Below are 17,686 nucleotides of genomic sequence, written 5' to 3'. Positions count from 1 at the left end.
TCGCTACCTCTAAATATAATCAGTAGCGAAAGCGGCCACACTTTTCAGCCCTACTGTCAACTGTTTTTTCAGAAAAAAAGACCCCTATACCATTTCTGGTATAAGAGTCTTATTGTCGTCGCCCTTAACTTAATGACATTGCTCATAAGCGAGCAATGGCTTTAAAGCTACCGAATTCGGTAAGTTTATTTTTCTTCCTTATTTACTGTCTCAGGGAAGATGATCTTATTAACAAAGAAGAATACAACCATGCTGACACCACCGTTAAGAACTGTTGTACCAATGTTATAAACAAAAGCAGGTACGAACTTGCCTGCAACTGCAACCCAGATGCAGTTGATTGAGTTAACGATGCAGGTGATCACGATGAATGCTACTACATACCAGGCAATCTGTTTGCCAGGCTTATCGTGGTTTCGGAATACGAAAAGCTTCTGAATTGGGAAGTTGATGCACTCACCAATTACCATAGCGATCATGTAAGCTGTGAAGTATGCAAGACCACCATGCGCCTGATCGTATCCAAGGATGTTCCAGTCAAAAGTCTCTCCTGCGATTGTAAGAGGGATTCCTGGCCATCCAAAAGATCTGTCTCCAAGGAAAGCAAAGGCTGCAGGAAGGAAAGTAAGAAGCAGGTACTTAAATACAGTAATCAAATTACTAACGATTACAAAAAGACCTCCTTCTCTCACCCACTTCGCAATAGCAGGGTGCTTTTCTGCAAAACTGTTCCACCATTTCATAATTAAAAATTCCTCCAATCAAATATCAAAATATATGTTTTAAGTCTATCTAGCCATAACCAGCCATAATTCATCTTATATGGCGTCCAGTTTGTCATATACAGATATCTTGCTTTGAATATACAAATAGGAGCGATTTTAGTTCTATGGAGATGAGACAATACCATTGTATTGGCTCATCGTAATGTCCAGAACTACGAGCGACGTTGTATATTCTATGCAAGATATCGTCCTATTACCAATGTACAGCCATATATAAATTATGGCGTCCTATTATTTCTTGATGCGACTTTCGTACTGCTTGTTCAGCTTACTATTACGGAAATAGCCGCCGATGATCTTACCAAGACCGCCGAAGAACTTACCATTAACAAGCTCTACGATTCCATCTACCATATCCATGCTCACAGCGCCGGCTGTCATCTTGGCCATTGCTCTAAATGGCATATTGTAGATGAACAGGATATTAAGATCTGGTTTGCCGCTCTCGTCAGCCTTTTTCTTCATAGCTGTAAGGCGCTTATATGCGAATCTTGCAAGACCGCTCCTAGCATAGTAGAGCTGGCAGATAGCGTCGTTACTTGTGAGCTGTCCGCTCCACTTTCCATCAGGAATAGGTCTTCCAAGGAGTTTCTCAAACTCTGCATCCTCTACACTCTGAATCTTGCCACTGTAATATGCAGGAAGCTCAGCCTCGTTATAAGGAAGCTCAGCTGTTGTAGCTTCTCTTGTAACCTTACCTTCAAGTCTGATATCTGCGCTGCTGGCGCCGATTCTGATCACGTACTCTCCGCCTTCAACTTCCCACTTATTAGTCTTAACATTCCAGTAACGGAAGGTCTTGTCGTCAAAAGCAATCTCAACCTTCTTGGTCTCGCCGGCTTTGAGTGATACCTTGGCAAAGCCCTTGAGCTCCTTCTTTGGTCTGAACACCTTAGCTCCAGGAAGTGAAACATAGAGCTGTGCTACTTCTTTTCCTTCCATCTCGCCAGTATTCTTAACATCGAAGCTTACGCCTGTATCTGTTACAGTCAGATTGCTGTACTCAAACTTGGTATAAGAAAGTCCGAAGCCAAATGGATAAAGGACAGGGATTTCAGCTGTATCGTAGTATCTATAGCCTACATAAAGGCTCTCTCTATACTCAGAGGTTCTCTGAGAGCTTGGATAATAACGGTATGCAGGAGTATCCTCGTGACGTCTTGGGATAGTCTCTGAAAGCTTACCGGATGGGTTAACTCCACCTGTGAGAATATCCATAGCAGCGCCTGCTCCAGCCTGTCCATTGAGGTAGCAGTGAAGGATTGCCTTGAAATAGTGATGCCATGGCATCTCAATAGCAGAACCTGCGCTGATAACACCTACAAGGTTCTTGTTAACCTGTCCAAGCTCCTGAAGGAGATTGATCTGATTCTGAGGAATTCTCATGTGTGTTCTGTCCATACCTTCAGACTCGCTGTCCTCATTAAGTCCGAAGAAGAAAAGAACTATATCAGCTCTTGATGCGATATCAAGGGCTTCCTTCTTGGTTGCAGCATCCTCTTCACCATTACGTGAATAGCCTCTGGAAGAACCAATAACCTGAAGATCATAGTTACCGATAACTTCAGATATTGTCTCTATCTTAGTAGGATTAACAAGTGATGAGCCTGCTCCCTGATATCTTGGAACAAATGCAAAATCACCAATAATAGCCACCTTTGAGCCTGGCTTAAGAGGAAGAATCTTATCTTCATTCTTGAGAAGTACTGTACTCTCTGCAGCAGCCTTTCTTGCAACAGCGTGATGCGCTGGCTTATCAAAGTCAGTTGGCTTATTCTGAGCGTTAACATAAAGAGTCATAACAGCATCAAGAAGCTCATCAACTCTTGCATCTACATCAGCCATACTGATCTTGCCACTCTCTACAGCTGCGATCAGCTCTCTCGCAGAGTCAAGACCAGGGTTAGGCATTTCAAGGTTAGAGCCTGCAGCCACACCAAGGGCATGGTCATTAGAAGCGCCCCAGTCAGTGATAACAATACCGTCAAAGCCCCAGTCGTCTCTCAGGATATCAGTCAAAAGATGCTTATTTTCGTTGGCATATGTGCCGTTGACCTCATTGTACGCAGACATGATAGTCTTGGCCTTACCTTCTTTTACAGCAATTTCAAAACCAGTCAGATATATCTCTCTTAAGGTACGTTCATCAAGAACTGAGTTCATAGCCATACGACGAAGCTCCTGAGAGTTCACCGCAAAGTGCTTGGGACATGCATAAACGCCCTGGGACTGAATACCCTTAACGTAAGATGCAGCCATTTTACCTGCAAGATATGGATCCTCTGAAAAATACTCAAAATTTCTTCCGCAAAGAGGACTTCTTTTGATATTAAGGCCAGGTCCAAGTAAAACATTGACACCCTCTGCCATAGCCTCTTCACCGAGAGTTTTACCTAGTTCTTCGCCAAGCTCTTTATTCCAGCTGTTGGCGATTGTTGCTGCTGTAGGGAAGCATGTTGCAGGAACTGACTCGTTAAGTCCAAGATGGTCTCCTGCTCCAGCCTGCTTTCTGATACCGTGAGGGCCATCAGAACAGAATATTGAAGGAATTCCAAGTCTCTCAAAATCCCTGGTCTGCCATTCACCCTTACCACTTAAAAAAGCAGCCTTCTCTTCGATTGTCATCTTCTCAATGATATCTTGATATTTCATTTTTTCCCTCGCATTACCTTTATTTACAATATGGAATCTTAGGCAGGCGAGAACCTTCCCACCGCCTAAGATTCCTGCATTAAATTTATTGTTTATTCAGTAGCTGAATAATTACTGCTGTGCTGTCTCAGCTGCTGCCTCTTTTTCTCTGTTCTTCTTGAAGTTCTTGCAGAATACAGCCATAAGGCAAACCATAAGTGCGCCGAATACAACATCAAGTACGATCATGAGAACCTTCCATGAAGCCATACCTTCCTTGAGATTCTCAGGTGCATAAGCACGGCTGTTAACTACAGTGTAGAGAATGTTCTTGGTAGCCTCACGCATAGCCTGCTGAGCTCCGTTTGTATCTCTGAACTGTACATTGTTTGTAGCTGTTGGATAGTTAACAAGCATACAGTCTGTACCATTTCTGATAGCCTGGTCAGATGACATGTAGCCATATACTCCGAAGTAGTCAGTAAGAACGAAGCCATTGAAGCCCCACTCATCTCTGAGGACTGTCTTAAGAAGTGAGCTGCTACCACCTGCCCAACGGTTTCCAATGTAGTTGAAGGAAGACATAACTGCTGTCATCTCAACATTCTTAACTGAGATTTCGAAAGGCTTGAGGTAAATCTCACGCATAGCCTGCTCATTTGTCCATGTGCAGAGCATGTCGCATCTGTTGCCTTCCTGATCGTTAAGAGCAAAGTGCTTAACATAAGCGTAAACTCCGTTAGCCCATGAGCCCTTAGTAGCCTCAGAAGCGATCTTACCAGAGAGAACACCGTCCTCTGAATAGTACTCGAAGTTACGTCCAGCAAATGCTGTTCTGTGAATGTTCATAGCTGGTGCATACCAACCAGATACATCCATCTCGTTAGCCATCTTACCGATGTAATCACCGAATGAATAAGCGAGATCCTTGTTGAATGTAGCTGCAATTGTAACACCTACAGGGAATCCAAGTGATCCAACGCCTGTGAAGTTATTGTTGATAGAAGCAGGGCCGTCACAGTCATTTGTACGAACCTTACCGATTGACTCAACTGAGTTTGTCTGGTATCCGCCAAGAGAAATAAGAGCATTCATATCATCAAGTGACATTGAGTTAAGAAGCTCATCCCACTTAGCATCATCCTTAGCTACGCCACGAAGATCCTTAAGTGTAAGGCTTGTAGCTGCACCTGTTGTAACTGCTGCTGCGTTTGCATCTTCATCAGCCGCTGTAACCTCAGGTGTGAGGTAGTTGCTGATGTTGTAGAATGTAGCCTTAGCATCTGCAGGCATATCATAGCTTGCTGGAGCTGCTGTAGCCTTAGCATAGTTAGCAAAACCATCTGCTCTTGAGAGGTACTCAAGACCACCGTTTGCATAATCAAATGCATTAGTAACAGTAACCTTATCGCTTGCTCTCTTGTTTGATCCGTCATAAGTAACAGTTGTTCCAACTGAGTATGTCTTAGAATCAATTACATTGTGAGAATCCTTGTTGATAGAAATCTCATAGTCACCAGCGTCAAGAACATAAGCCTTAGCGTTCTGATAATCATAGGAAGCCATATCTTCTACTGCAAAAGAGATTGTGATAGTCTCTGAAGCACCTGGCTCAAGCTTGGAAGTCTTAGCAAACTCTACAAGGTTAGCTGTTGCCTTCTCAATTCCACCGTTCTCATAAGGAGGATTGTAATAAACTTCTACAACGTCCTTACCAGCTACTGCGCCAGTGTTTGTAACTGTAACATCAAAAGTGATGTTTCCATCAGCCTCTGTGATGTCACCCATTGTCTGCTCAAATGTTGTGTATGATAGTCCATATCCAAATGGATACTGAACCATTTCATCATAGTTGATGAGACCTTCTACTGCTGCTGTCTCATAGAACTTGTAGCCAACGTAGATACCTTCTACATAGTTGATAAAACTTACGTCTGCTCTTGACTCAGCGCCTGTCATGAAGTTTGTTGAGATATAAGCAAACTCATCCATATTTGCATAGTTGAAGTCACCAAAGTTATTCCACCATGGTGTTTCCTTCATGTTGTAAACATAAGTGTCGATTGTCTTACCAGATGGGTTAACCTCACCAGTTACGATCTCGCCGAGAGCCTGCATACCTACATGGCCCATACCAGCAGCCCAAAGAACTGACTTGATCTGTGGGTGATCCTCAACAAAACCAAGCTCGAAAGCATTAGCGCCGTTGTAAACAAGGATAACCTTATCGAAATTAGCACAAACGAGGTCGATCATCTCTTCCTCTCTGTTTGTAAGCTGAAGATAGTGATCACCAGCATCCCAGTCATTACCCTCGTTAAGAGTATCATCGTAAACACCAGCTGTATAAGTTGTGCCATCCTGGAATGATCCGTCAACAACTGCAGGCATATTAGCTGGAAGGTCAGCACCCTCACCGCCTGAACGGCTGATAACGATCATAGCTGTATCAGAATAAGCTTTTGCATTTGAAATAAGTGAATCTGTATAAAGAGATACGTTAGGTTCTGGAAGTGTCCAGTCCTGATTCCACATTCCAACTACAGGTCTGTCTGCCTTGTAGTCTGTGTAGAACTTAGTAAGCTCTTCGTTTGTTTCGATTCCAGCACTCTTAAGTGACTGAAGAAGATCGATAGTAGCATAAGCCTCGTTAAGAGCACCTGAACCTGCACCACCGAGGATAGGATTTGTTGAAGCCCATCCAAAAACATTAAGTTTGCTTCCAGAAGCTACTGGAAGTGTATTACCTTCGTTTTCAAGAAGTACGATACCTTCTCTTGCGATGTCCTGAGCAAGAGTAGTTGCTTCATCTGAAGTAGCCTTAGAAATAGTTCCTTTTCCACTAACAAGATCAAGCATTGTGCTCATAGGTCCTGTAAGGATCATATTCACACAAACAACAATACCAGTAAGCATAGCAACAAGTGCTGTGCCTCTTACAAGCTTCTTGGTTGACTTCTTAAGCTTCATAACTGCGATCATGATTACGATAGCAACCGCAATTATCACACCAATAGCAATCAAGTAAGACTTGATAGAATTGATGACGTTCATAACGTCCGCCATGTTGATAGATAACATAGATTGAACCTCCCTTTTCATAATAGGAAATGGACTGGTCAGGACCATAACCCTTGTTTGACTGCCGCATGATACATTCGCAGCAGCGCTTACAATAAGAGGTTAACACGCAAAAATAAAGCGTGCCGTTTTTGTCATAAACGGTACGCTTTTTGTCATGAATGGTATGCAACTTAATCGTTTCACTATCGCTCAGAGTGTTTCTGTGTCTTTTCTTCGTACATGTTGTCATCCATGTGTCTGAAGAAACTATCCACGTCATCTTTTTCCGGATCAAAGAGTGTATAGCCTATAGAAAGAGAAAGCTTATAATGACGACCTTCCGTATCATTGAAAAGATCCAGCTCATCCCTGATGGCCTTGATAATCTTCTGCATTGATTCGTCTGTGCTGTCCTTCATAAGAAGAATAAACTCATCACCTGCAAATCTCACAACCAAAGCCTTGTCGGGCTTACTAAATCTAAGGACTCTTGCTACATCAATAAGAGCCTCGTCACCAACGGAATGTCCAAAGGTATCATTTATCTTTTTAAAATAATCCACGTCGATCATGATTCCACCAAGACGGCTGTTAGGATCCTTGGAATAGCCCTCCAGGATATAGTCCAGATAAGCTCTGTTATATAGCCCCGTCAAAGTGTCCAGATAAGAGAATTCATTCTGCATCGACATATATATAGAAGTAAGTCCGATCGCAAGAGATACCCAGATCAGTGACAGACCATAGAACATCAGCTGTAGAACACAGCCCAGAACTATAGGTCCCATCATCAACCAGATTGGGAAGAATCTCACCTTGCCATATCTTGATTCATAGGCCATAACTGTATAAATGCTATAAGCCATATAGAGGAATTCAAGAATAAAAAAAGCATAGCTAAGTGGAAGCCTGTGATATACATTAGATTCATCCAGATAAAAGGCCACTGGAACAAATAGATTCGCTAACGCAAGTATCATAAAGATGATACCTGGTATAGCAATATATCTGTATCTCTTCCTGATCCTGGAGCGGGACTTATAGAGTTTGAGTTCCGTGTACATGCACCAACCAATGGCAAAAAACGGATTGGTGAAAAAGCAGTAGGTATTGCCAACCAGATTGACAAACCTGAATACAGCCCCGCTCTTTCCGTCACAATAAAACATGAGCACGTCTACTACGCATGCTACTGCAGACATAAAGGCGATCACAGTAAATAACCTGTATTCATCTAACTTGGCAGATCTTCTTATATGGCTGCTGATAAGCATTGCTATCAGCAAGACAAAGCCAATATAATCAGCTACTGCTATGGCCAGCATGTTCATACATTGTTCCCCTTTGGAATCAACATCTTCAGCTCAAACCAGTTATCCTTCAAGTCAAAATTAAGTGTTCCATGATATTTTTCGACAGTATACCTGATACTCTTAAGTCCAAAGCCATGATTTCCTTTGTCAGCCTTGGTTGTAACAGGATAACCGTTCTTCATGGTGATTGTATTCTCGCAGTAATTATTTATCTGTATTAATATAAAGTTCTTTTTCTGAGAAAGAGATAAGTGGATCAGCCTCTTCTCAGGGTCATCTATAAGGGTAACGCTCTCAATGGCGTTATCAAGTGCGTTTCCAAAAATAGTACATATATCCGCAACATGCATGAAGTCCAAAATATCACCATCTGCAACGCAGGTAATCTTGATATTATTGGCTCTGCAGTTCATCATCTTACCTGCAATAAGTGTATCCAGAACGCTGTTGCCCGTCTCAAGCTCAGGGCTGTAGGATTCAAGCTCCTGCTCAAGTGAATCAATCCATCTCTTTCGCTCATCATCACTCATCTCTGCGCGAAGGCCTGCAATCTGGTGCTTGAGGTCATGGTACTTCATGTTGATGACTTCAAAGGTAGACTGGTAGTTCCTGTATTTGTCGTACTGAGCCTTGAGCATTGAGTGGATATTACGTAGCTCTTTTTCCGCAAGAAGCTCACAGATTCGGCTCTGGTACACATAAAGGATCATGATTCCTGCCAGATCCACGAGAGTTCTGATGTAAAAAATATCCGCAGCAATTCCACCGGAAAATGGCGTGTTACGAAATACAAAACTCAGATTACTAAAGGCAAACACCATAACCGCGATCAGAATCGCAGCCCACAGCTCGTGATTGTTGATCTCCAGCTGGAAGACGCCTCGCGTGATGCCGACTTCCATGTAATGAGCCCAGGTAAAGACAAGACCATATACTCCTATCAGGATCACAGCCTGAACCAGTATGGAATCTGTCATATTCCTAAAGAAGCAGGCAAGCTGCCACTCAAGTGATGCAGCAAGCTCCGCCAGAAGAAAGGCTCTTGCGCAGTAATATCCAATAACGTTTCTGCTGTTGTCGCAGGTAAATGCCATGTAGGCATACATTATTCCTACAGCAATCAGCATACAGGGAATCCAGAATACAACCGGAAGCCCTTTAGTCAGAACCAGAAACATGCTCTGCACTATAAGGCACAAAATGGTAACAAGAATAAAATCTTCATTCTTGATCTTGCGCTTCATGACCATACAGTAGGTCAGACACGCAAGCCATTCTGCAAGCGCAGTATATATTCTGGGAATATCCTGATAAATGTTCTCCATATTAAAACCATTTATGGCAACGAAGCCATATAATCCGTAAGCGCGCTCATGAAGTCGTTTTTCCTGGATCTGCTGATAAGAAGCTGCTTACCAGCTATAATACAGGAGCCATTTTCAACTCCATCAACATATTTAAGATTAACTAAATACCCTTTATTACTCCTGAAAAAAGAGTATGGTGAGAGCTGCTCTTCAAAATCGCCAATCTTGGCCCTGATAGTAAACTCTCCTCCTGTTGTATAGAAATTAAGGTTATGTCCTTCGCTTTCTATATAGAAGATATTGTCTATATCCAGCTTTTTGACTCCTGAAGGCATATCAACTGAAATAACCTTGGAAGAGGACTTCCTTATCTTGCTAATAGCCCTTCCAAGCTTCTGAGAGAAGGCAAAATAGCTGACTGGTTTGAGCACATAATCAAGCGCATCCACCTGATAGCCCCTTATAGCGTAATTAGTCATATTAGTAATGAACATTATGACCACTTCGCTATCAAGCTTCCTGATCTCCTCTGCGGCGGTCATACCATCCATAAGCTTCATCTCAATATCCATGAGGATAATATCGAACTGTCCCTTATAGCCATTGGTAATCTCATCACCATCAGTAAACCTGGTAATCTTGAAGTATTTACCACTCTCAGACTGGTACTGGTTAATATACTCCGTCAGCTGAGCTGCATATGAATCTTCATCCTCAACTATTGCCAGTTGGATCATCTTGTCTCCTTAATTTACTTGTTCATGAAAGTACGGACATTTATACCGTTGACTTCAATGTGATCATCAACCGCAATAACAAGGCACTGTCTGCCGTCTACGATTCTGGATTCTACAAGGTCTGTTCTGTCTGGCTTAACCTTGATCACAACATCAGGAGTCTCTATATCGAACTTCTTGGTGTTGGCAATATTGCTGGCTAAAAGAGGGAAATCCTCATTTCCAGCGCACTTCTCATAATTTGCATCAAAATACTCAAGACGTTCCTCTGCCACTCCGCTATCCTGAAGGAGCTGCTTAACATCCTTTTTGGTGAGCTCAAGTGGCTCAGGGTCGCCCTCGTGGTCCTCGATCATCTCGTTTAAGTTGTCATGAATATTCTTCATGATATCGTAATCAGCTTCCTCGCCGATTGTATTCTGAACTACCGCATCAAAAATGTCTTTCTGCTCAGGTGCGGAAATTGGAGCTCTTCCACCAAACATAGCCTCCACAAATTCAGGCTGCAGATCATCAGGCTTCTTGGTGAAATACAGCATGTTGTGAATATCCATATCTCTTTCTATGAAGGCTGGGAAAAGAAATCCCTTGGTAGGTCCTTCTACGATCCAGTCACGATATCTGTCCTCAATGGCATTCTTGGACTCGTTGTAGCCAAGGCCTGCTTTGGACAGCTTAACAGGACAGATACTGCAGAGAATATAGTCATAAATCTTCTCTGAAGCGTCCTCCATCTCAATACCGTCCTTGGTTATACCAGGAATATCGTATACTGCATGAACTACAATAATATAGTAGTTCTCTCCATTGATATAATTGGCGATGATCTTGTCGTAGAACTCATCCACAAGCTCATCGTCCTCAAGTCTGGAATCTCTTAAGGTCAAAAGAAAATCTTGAGTCCCTCCTGGCTGTTCCTGGTCTAGAGGGAACTCAAGACTAATTAGGTTCTTGCCAAAAGTACCTGCAAGTGTATGCTGGAAAATATCCAGATATTTGAACATTTCCTCCTCTGGAATCTGTCCAAAGGCTTTTCTAAATGTAAGTCTCTTGTTCTTTTCGTGATCAACATAGCATCCGCAAATGTGATCGATAGTGCATCTGTCTGGTGTAAACTGTTTCTTGATCTCTAATGTTTCTGCCTTATTCATTTTAAGTATTGTTATCCTTTGTTCATAAATTTTTGGCACATATCCACAGCGAACTGCACCGGATATAATTGTACCATGACGGAATCAATAAGGTCACCTATTGTCATCCTAAAAGCTATTTTAACAAACTTATCATAAGTAGTATCAAACATTTTTTCAAAAACTTTGATACTCTCTACATCAATCTGATTAACTATAGGAGTACTGATATCTGTAGGCACTCCAAGCATAGATGATAAAGATGTGGCACTAGTTCCCATCATCTGGTTCATGGCTTCTGAAGCAGCTGACAGATGAAGATCAGAAATATCACCTGCTGTATTTGTACCGTCTCCGCCCATCATAAGGTCGGTCATAACCTTAACGTCATGCTCCTTGAGCACCAACACGTTATTTCCCTCAAGTCCCTTAACATAATGAATCTGTACAAAGATACAGGTTTTCTCATAATCATCCAAGGCTTCACTTCTCTTAATCATCTTTACATTAGGAGTTGTGATATCAACCTTCTTGTTAACCATCATACTCAGAGTTGTTGCGGAATTACCCATACTAATATTAGCGATCTCACCGATGATATCTATATGCTCCTGGGTTAAGTTTAATTCTTCCAAAATCAGCACCTCCTAAGGCAATAATGTAGAAAAACTCTAATCTTATTTTAATATTCGAGTCGCCTTCTTGTAAAGAATATATACGCTATACAGATAAAGCTTTATTGTTTTTTAATACTTTTGTCGAATGGTTTATGAATAATTTGTGATTACTTAGTGTCCATTTCATGATTGATTATGATTGTTTTGTGAAGTATTGTGATTAATTGACAAATATCTCCGTGATTGTTTGTGATTATTTTTGATTGATTGTGAACCTTCATGATGTTATCATGCACTTAGATGGTCTACTATAATCATCTTTCTATTTTCTATTTCTTATGACAACGGGGTAACATACATGCTCACCAAAGAACGCCAGGATTTAATAGTTTCATATATAAATGAAAAAAATGCAGTTACAGTAGCTGAGCTCATGGAGGAATTCGGAGCTTCTGCAGCAACTATCAGAAGAGATCTTGCTGTGCTACATGACGAGAAGCGAATCATCAAGGTATTTGGAGGTGCTACTTCTATTTCAGACACTGACGTGAATACCTTTGAGCCTTCAGTATCAGCTAAGGCTGCTCTGAACATTCATGAAAAAGAGGCCATCAGCAAATATGCAGCTTCTCTCATCAATGATGATGATTTCGTATACATTGACTCAGGCACTACTACTCTGGAGATGATCAAATACATCACTAACACCAGAGCCAAGTACATCACAAACGGAATCGTTCACGCCAAGAAGCTGTTAGAAAAAGGCCTCAACACCATGATAATCGGCGGCAGATGCAAACCTACTACAGAGGCCATCATTGGTCCCGACTGCATTGAAGGCATCAGTAAATATCATTTCACCAAGGCATTCATGGGCACAAACGGAATATCACTCCACGCAGGCTACACTACTCCTGATGTGGATGAAGCTTTGGTCAAGCAGGAAGCAGTCAAACACGCTTATGTTTCATACATACTTGCTGACCACAGCAAATTTGGCAAGGTAAGTTCCGTAACCTTTGCCGAGATACCTAACTGCTGCATTATTACCGACAGTGAAGTTTCTAAGAACTACAGCAGTAAAACCATTATCAAAAATGTTAATGAGGAGAAAAAATGATCTACACAATTACCTTTAATCCCGCGATTGATTACGTTGTACGCATGGGAACAGAGCTTGCACCTGGAATGACTAATCGATCAGATTCCGAGGAGTGCTACTTTGGAGGAAAAGGAATCAATGTTTCTACCATCCTTCAGAATCTAGGCCTTGAGAATACTGCTCTTGGCTTTGTAGCCGGATTCACAGGAAAAGCCATTGCTGAAAGCGTTGACAAAAAGGGAATCAAGGCTGATTTCATTGAGCTTCCGGAAGGAATTTCAAGAATCAACGTCAAGATCAAGGGCGCTGCTGAGACAGAAATAAATGCCCAGGGACCAAATATCCCTCAGGAAGCCATCGACAAGCTCTTTAAACAGCTTGATGCTCTCAAGGATGGCGACACAATTATTCTGGCAGGAAGTATTCCAAACTCTCTTCCAAGTGACATCTATGAAAAGATACTTGAAAGACTGTCAGACAGAAAGATCAATACAGTTGTGGATGCAACCAAGGATCTACTTAAGAACGTATTAAAGTACCACCCATTCCTTATCAAGCCTAATAATCACGAACTTGGTGAGATGTTCGGAACAGTTCTTAAGACTGATGATGAAATTGAAGCACACGCCAAAAAGCTTCAGGAGATGGGTGCCAGAAACGTTCTGATCTCAATGGCAGGCGATGGCGCAATGCTCATTACAGAAACTGGTGAAAAACACAGAGTTGGCGTTCCTAAAGGTCAGGTTCGAAACTCAGTTGGAGCCGGCGATTCAATGGTTGCAGGTTTCGTGGCCGGATACATGAACAAGCACGACTACGCAGAAGCCCTCAAGATGGGAACTGCAGCAGGAAGTGCTACTGCTTTTTCAGATGATCTTGCTACAGGCGAAGCTATCAGAGAGTTATACGCCAGATTGTAAGGCACAGATATAAGTGAGTTTGTTTATCCAAGAACTCTTTATATATAGAAAAAAGGTACAAGTACTATGGGGCAATCCCGTAAAGGAGGGACTATGAAAATCACAGATTTACTCAAAAAAGACGGCATTAGTATCAATGCTTCAGCAGCTGACCAGAACGCTGTTATCGACGCTCTGATCGAGCTGCACGAGAAGGTTGGTAATCTCAACAACGCATCTGCCTTTAAGAAGGCAATCCTCGCAAGAGAGGAAAAAGGCTCTACAGCAATTGGAATGGGAATCGCTGTTCCACACGCTAAATCATTTGCTGTAGCAAATCCTGGTCTATCAGCTATGACAGTTCCAGCAGGTGTTGACTACAAGTCACTTGATGGCAACCCAAGTAAGTTATTCTTCATGATTGCTGCACCTGATACAGCTGCAGATACACATCTTGAAGTATTATCCAAGCTTATGACTCTTCTCATGGATCAGGCTTTTGCTTCTAAGCTTATCGCAGCTAAGACTCCAGAAGAGTTCCTTAGCATCATCGATGCCAAGGAAGCAGAAAAAGACAAGGAGGAAGCTGCTAAGAAAGCTGGCTCTGCTCCAGCAGCAAGTACAACTCCTAAAAAGCTTCTTGGCGTAACAGCTTGTCCTACAGGTATCGCTCATACCTTCATGGCTGCAGAAGCTCTTGAGCTCAAGGCTAAAGAGATGGGTCTTTCTATCAAGGTAGAAAAAGACGGCTCTGCAGGTGCAAAGGATGTTCTCACAGCATCTGAAATCGCAGAGGCTGATGCAATCATCATCGCGTGCGATAAGAATATCGATATGGGAAGATTTGATGGCAAGGAAGTAATCATTACTTCTACTAAGGAAGCCATCCACAATCCAGAAGACCTGATCAATAAGGCTGTTAAGGGCGAGACAAAGTCCTACAAGCACACAGGCGCTATCGCAAAAGCATCCGATGACTCTAACGAGACAGTTGGAAGAAAGCTTTACAAACACCTTATGAATGGTGTTTCACACATGCTTCCATTCGTTATTGGCGGCGGTATCCTCATTGCTATCGCATTCCTTTTGGATGACTATTCAATCGATCCTAGCAACTTCGGTTCTAACACACCAGTTGCTGCATGGTTTAAGACAATCGGCGGCGTTGCATTTGGATTCATGCTTCCTATCCTCGCCGGATTCATTGCTCAGAGTATTGCTGACCGTCCAGGTCTTGCAGTTGGTTTCGTAGGTGGTGCTCTTGCAAGCACTGGTGCAACCTTCGCTGCTCCTGGTGGAAACATTCCTTCAGCTTTCCTTGGTGCTCTCGTAGCCGGTTTTGCTGCAGGTTACATAGTTCTTTTCCTTGAGAGAATCTGTGACAAGCTTCCACAGGCCCTTGAAGGAATTAAGCCAGTTCTGATCTATCCTCTTTGCGGAATCCTGGTTATTGGTCTTGTAATGTGCGCTATCAACCCTATCGTTGGCGCTCTTAACGCATGGATCACAGGCATCCTTGAAGGCATGGGAACAGGCTCAATCGTAGCACTTGGTGTTCTCCTCGGCGCTATGATGGCAACAGATATGGGTGGCCCTCTTAACAAGGCTGCTTACGTATTTGGTACAGCTGCTCTTGCAAGCCAGAGCGAGACAGGCTACATGATCATGGCAGCTGTTATGGTAGGCGGAATGGTTCCTCCTATCGCTATTGCTCTTGCAACAATCTTCTTTAAGAATAAGTTCACACCAGCTGAGAGAAAGTCTGGCCCTGTTAACTTCATCATGGGTCTTTGCTTCATCACTGAGGGTGCTATCCCATTCGCAGCTGCTGATCCTATCAGAGTTATCCCATCACTTATGGTTGGCTCAGGACTTGCAGGCGCTCTTTCAATGGTATTCAGATGCACACTTATGGCTCCTCACGGCGGAATCTTCGTATTCCCTGTAGTTGGTAACGTAGCAATGTATCTCGTTGCTCTCCTTGCCGGATCAGCTGCTGGCTGTCTGATGCTTGGAATTCTTAAGAAAAAAGTAGACGATTAATGAAAGGAAATATAAAAAATGGTATCACAGAAAATTACAGTAACTAATGAACAGGGAATGCACATGCGTCCAGCAAGTCTCTTTTGCCAGACCGTTACCCCTTTTGCAAGCGATGTTAAGGTTGTATTCAATGGCACAACTTACGATGCTAAGAGCGTTATGATGCTCATGAGCGCTTGTATCAAGTGCGGAAGCGAAATCGAAATCGTATGCGATGGTCCAGATGAGGCAGATGCTCTCAAAAAGGCTATCGAGCTCGTTGAAAGTGGACTTGGCGACTGATATTAGCTGGAGGATTATTATATGTTCAAAGGAATAGCTGCATCCCGTGGTATTGGCATTGGAAGCATTTGTGTAATAGTCGAGCACGATCTAAGTTTCGAGAAGAAAAAGATTGAAGATACTGCTGCTGAAAAAGTGCGTTTTAGCGAGGCAGTAGAAGCTTTTAAGGCTGAAACTTCTGCTATGGCGGAGGACATCAGAAAGAGAATCGGTCCCAAAGAGGCTGAAATCCTCGAAGGTCACCTTGTGATGATTTCTGATCCTTCCATGGCTGGTGAAATGACCAAGATGATTGATGCAGGACAGTGCGCAGAAGCTGCTGTTGAAGCAGTCTGCGACATGTTCATCGGCATGTTCTCACAGATGGATGACGAGATGATGAAACAGCGTGCCTCTGATATCAGTGATATCAAGGTAAGCATGTTAAAGCTCCTTTTAGGCATCAAAGATATAGATATCAGCAAGGTTGAGCCTGGCACTATCCTTGTAGCCAGAGATCTCACACCTTCCATGACTTCTCAGATCAACAACAAAAATGTTGCCGGAATAATCACAGAGGTGGGAGGCAAAACATCCCACTCTGCCATCCTGGCAAGAGCGTTGGAAATTCCAGCTGTTCTGTCTGTTCCTGACATCACAACACTTGTGAAGGATAAGGATACAGCTATTGTTGATGGAACTGAGGGCATTGTCTACATCAATCCTGAAGGAGATATCTTATCCAAGTATCTTATTAAGCGCGAGGATTTTATCCGCAAACAGTCTGAGCTTAAGGGCTTTTTAGGAAAAGAAACTTTGACAGCAGATGGTGAAAGCGTTGAGCTTTTCTGTAACATCGGAACTCCCAAGGATGCCAAGAAGGCTCTTGAGTGCGACGGCGAAGGCATAGGTCTTTTCCGCTCAGAGTTCCTGTTCATGGACAGTGGTCACCTTCCTACTGAAGAAGAACAGTTTAATGCTTATAAGGAAGCTGCCGTAACTATGGGTGGCAAGCCAGTTATTATCAGAACTTTGGACATTGGCGGAGACAAGGATATTCCTTATCTTGGAATGAAGAAGGAGGAAAATCCATTCCTTGGCTATAGAGCTGTAAGATACTGTCTTGGAAATAAAGAAGCATATATGCTCCAGCTGCGCGCAATCATCAGAGCAAGCGCTTTTGGCAAGGTCAAGATCATGATTCCTCTTGTAACCTGTGTTGAAGAGCTTAGAGCTGTTAAGGAAATGGTTGCAGAGATCAAAAAAGATTTCGATGCAAATGGAACAGACTACGACAAGGATATAGAAGTTGGATGCATGATTGAGACACCAGCAGCTTCCCTTATTGCTGATATTCTTGCAAAAGAGGCTGATTTCTTCTCAATCGGAACTAACGATCTTACTCAGTATACAATGAGTGTAGACAGGGGAAATAGCGACGTAGCATACCTATATTCCACTTTCCAGCCATCAGTACTTCGTTCTATCAGACATATCATAGAATGTGGTAGAGAGGCAGGAATTCCTGTAGGAATGTGCGGAGAAGCTGCAGCTGATCCTCTTATGATCCCACTTCTCATCTCCTTTGGACTTACAGAGTTCTCAGTTAACCCTGTACTGGTGCTGACAGCGCGTTGCATCATTTCCAAATGGAGCAAAAAAGAAGCAGATGAGCTTGCTGACAAGATCATGGCTCTTACAACAGAGGCTGAAATTGTGGCAGCTTTAAAAGAAGCTTCTAAAGAATAATATAACTAATAACAAAAAGAGCTTAAGGCATCTTCAAATGATTGCCTTA

The 17,686-nt window shown here is 42.7% G+C and carries 13 protein-coding genes; 5 read left to right on the top strand and 8 right to left on the bottom strand.

From position 1 onward, the window contains the following. Nucleotides 1–185: 185 nt before the first annotated feature. The 8 genes from IJI01_RS14640 to fliY all read right to left on the bottom strand — a co-directional run bounded on the left by IJI01_RS14640 (nt 186) and on the right by fliY (nt 11,601). Complete coding sequence (locus tag IJI01_RS14640) at nt 186–743, bottom strand: GtrA family protein (RefSeq protein ID WP_292192047.1); 558 nt, start codon at nt 741–743, stop codon at nt 186–188. Nucleotides 744–1,016: 273 nt separating this feature from the next. Continuing rightward, nucleotides 1,017–3,437, bottom strand: a complete 2,421-nt coding sequence (locus IJI01_RS14635) for a glycoside hydrolase family 3 C-terminal domain-containing protein (RefSeq protein WP_292192045.1) — start codon at nt 3,435–3,437, stop codon at nt 1,017–1,019. A gap of 111 nt (nt 3,438–3,548) precedes the next feature. Then, a complete protein-coding gene (locus tag IJI01_RS14630) occupies nt 3,549–6,497 on the bottom strand; it encodes a glycoside hydrolase family 3 N-terminal domain-containing protein (RefSeq protein WP_292192044.1) in 2,949 nt (982 codons plus the stop codon). Nucleotides 6,498–6,682: 185 nt separating this feature from the next. Next, nucleotides 6,683–7,810 (bottom strand): GGDEF domain-containing protein, encoded by a 1,128-nt coding sequence (locus tag IJI01_RS14625; RefSeq protein ID WP_292192043.1) that lies wholly within the window; start codon nt 7,808–7,810, stop codon nt 6,683–6,685. After that, nucleotides 7,807–9,117, bottom strand: coding sequence for an ATP-binding protein (locus IJI01_RS14620; RefSeq protein WP_292192042.1), 1,311 nt, complete (start codon nt 9,115–9,117; stop codon nt 7,807–7,809). Before IJI01_RS14620 ends, IJI01_RS14625 begins: the two co-directional genes overlap by 4 nt. A gap of 11 nt (nt 9,118–9,128) precedes the next feature. Beyond that, a complete protein-coding gene (locus tag IJI01_RS14615) occupies nt 9,129–9,836 on the bottom strand; it encodes a LytR/AlgR family response regulator transcription factor (protein WP_292192040.1) in 708 nt (235 codons plus the stop codon). 14 nt (nt 9,837–9,850) lie between these two features. After that, the gene (locus tag IJI01_RS14610) at nt 9,851–10,987 is read right to left on the bottom strand and encodes a DUF4317 domain-containing protein (protein WP_292192039.1); all 1,137 of its coding nucleotides are present in this window, start codon (nt 10,985–10,987) and stop codon (nt 9,851–9,853) included. 11 nt (nt 10,988–10,998) lie between these two features. Beyond that, a complete protein-coding gene (fliY, locus tag IJI01_RS14605) occupies nt 10,999–11,601 on the bottom strand; it encodes a flagellar motor switch phosphatase FliY (RefSeq protein ID WP_292192038.1) in 603 nt (200 codons plus the stop codon). A gap of 340 nt (nt 11,602–11,941) precedes the next feature. On the opposite strand from fliY, the gene IJI01_RS14600 reads away from it, so the two are divergent. The 5 genes from IJI01_RS14600 (at nt 11,942) to ptsP (ending at nt 17,637) form a co-directional block, all read left to right on the top strand. Continuing rightward, nucleotides 11,942–12,703 (top strand): DeoR/GlpR family DNA-binding transcription regulator, encoded by a 762-nt coding sequence (locus tag IJI01_RS14600; RefSeq protein ID WP_292192037.1) that lies wholly within the window; start codon nt 11,942–11,944, stop codon nt 12,701–12,703. After that, complete coding sequence (pfkB, locus tag IJI01_RS14595; protein WP_292192035.1) at nt 12,700–13,605, top strand: 1-phosphofructokinase; 906 nt, start codon at nt 12,700–12,702, stop codon at nt 13,603–13,605. The genes IJI01_RS14600 and pfkB overlap by 4 nt, the downstream gene beginning before the upstream one ends. A gap of 93 nt (nt 13,606–13,698) precedes the next feature. Beyond that, a complete protein-coding gene (locus IJI01_RS14590) occupies nt 13,699–15,627 on the top strand; it encodes a PTS fructose transporter subunit IIABC (protein WP_292192033.1) in 1,929 nt (642 codons plus the stop codon). A gap of 18 nt (nt 15,628–15,645) precedes the next feature. Beyond that, nucleotides 15,646–15,909 carry an HPr family phosphocarrier protein gene (locus IJI01_RS14585; protein WP_029233236.1) on the top strand — a complete coding sequence of 88 codons (264 nt, stop codon included), beginning with the start codon at nt 15,646–15,648 and terminating at the stop codon, nt 15,907–15,909. Nucleotides 15,910–15,930: 21 nt separating this feature from the next. Further along, nucleotides 15,931–17,637: a phosphoenolpyruvate--protein phosphotransferase gene (gene ptsP, locus IJI01_RS14580; RefSeq protein WP_292192029.1), complete on the top strand. Its 1,707-nt coding sequence runs from the start codon at nt 15,931–15,933 to the stop codon at nt 17,635–17,637. The last annotated feature ends 49 nt before the right edge of the window (nt 17,638–17,686 follow it).

This window comes from Butyrivibrio sp. (assembly GCF_017433805.1).
In the GTDB taxonomy this organism is placed as follows: domain Bacteria; phylum Bacillota; class Clostridia; order Lachnospirales; family Lachnospiraceae; genus Butyrivibrio.
The sequence above is the reverse complement of the archived record's forward strand: the minus strand, read 5'-3'. Positions and strand labels throughout refer to the sequence as shown.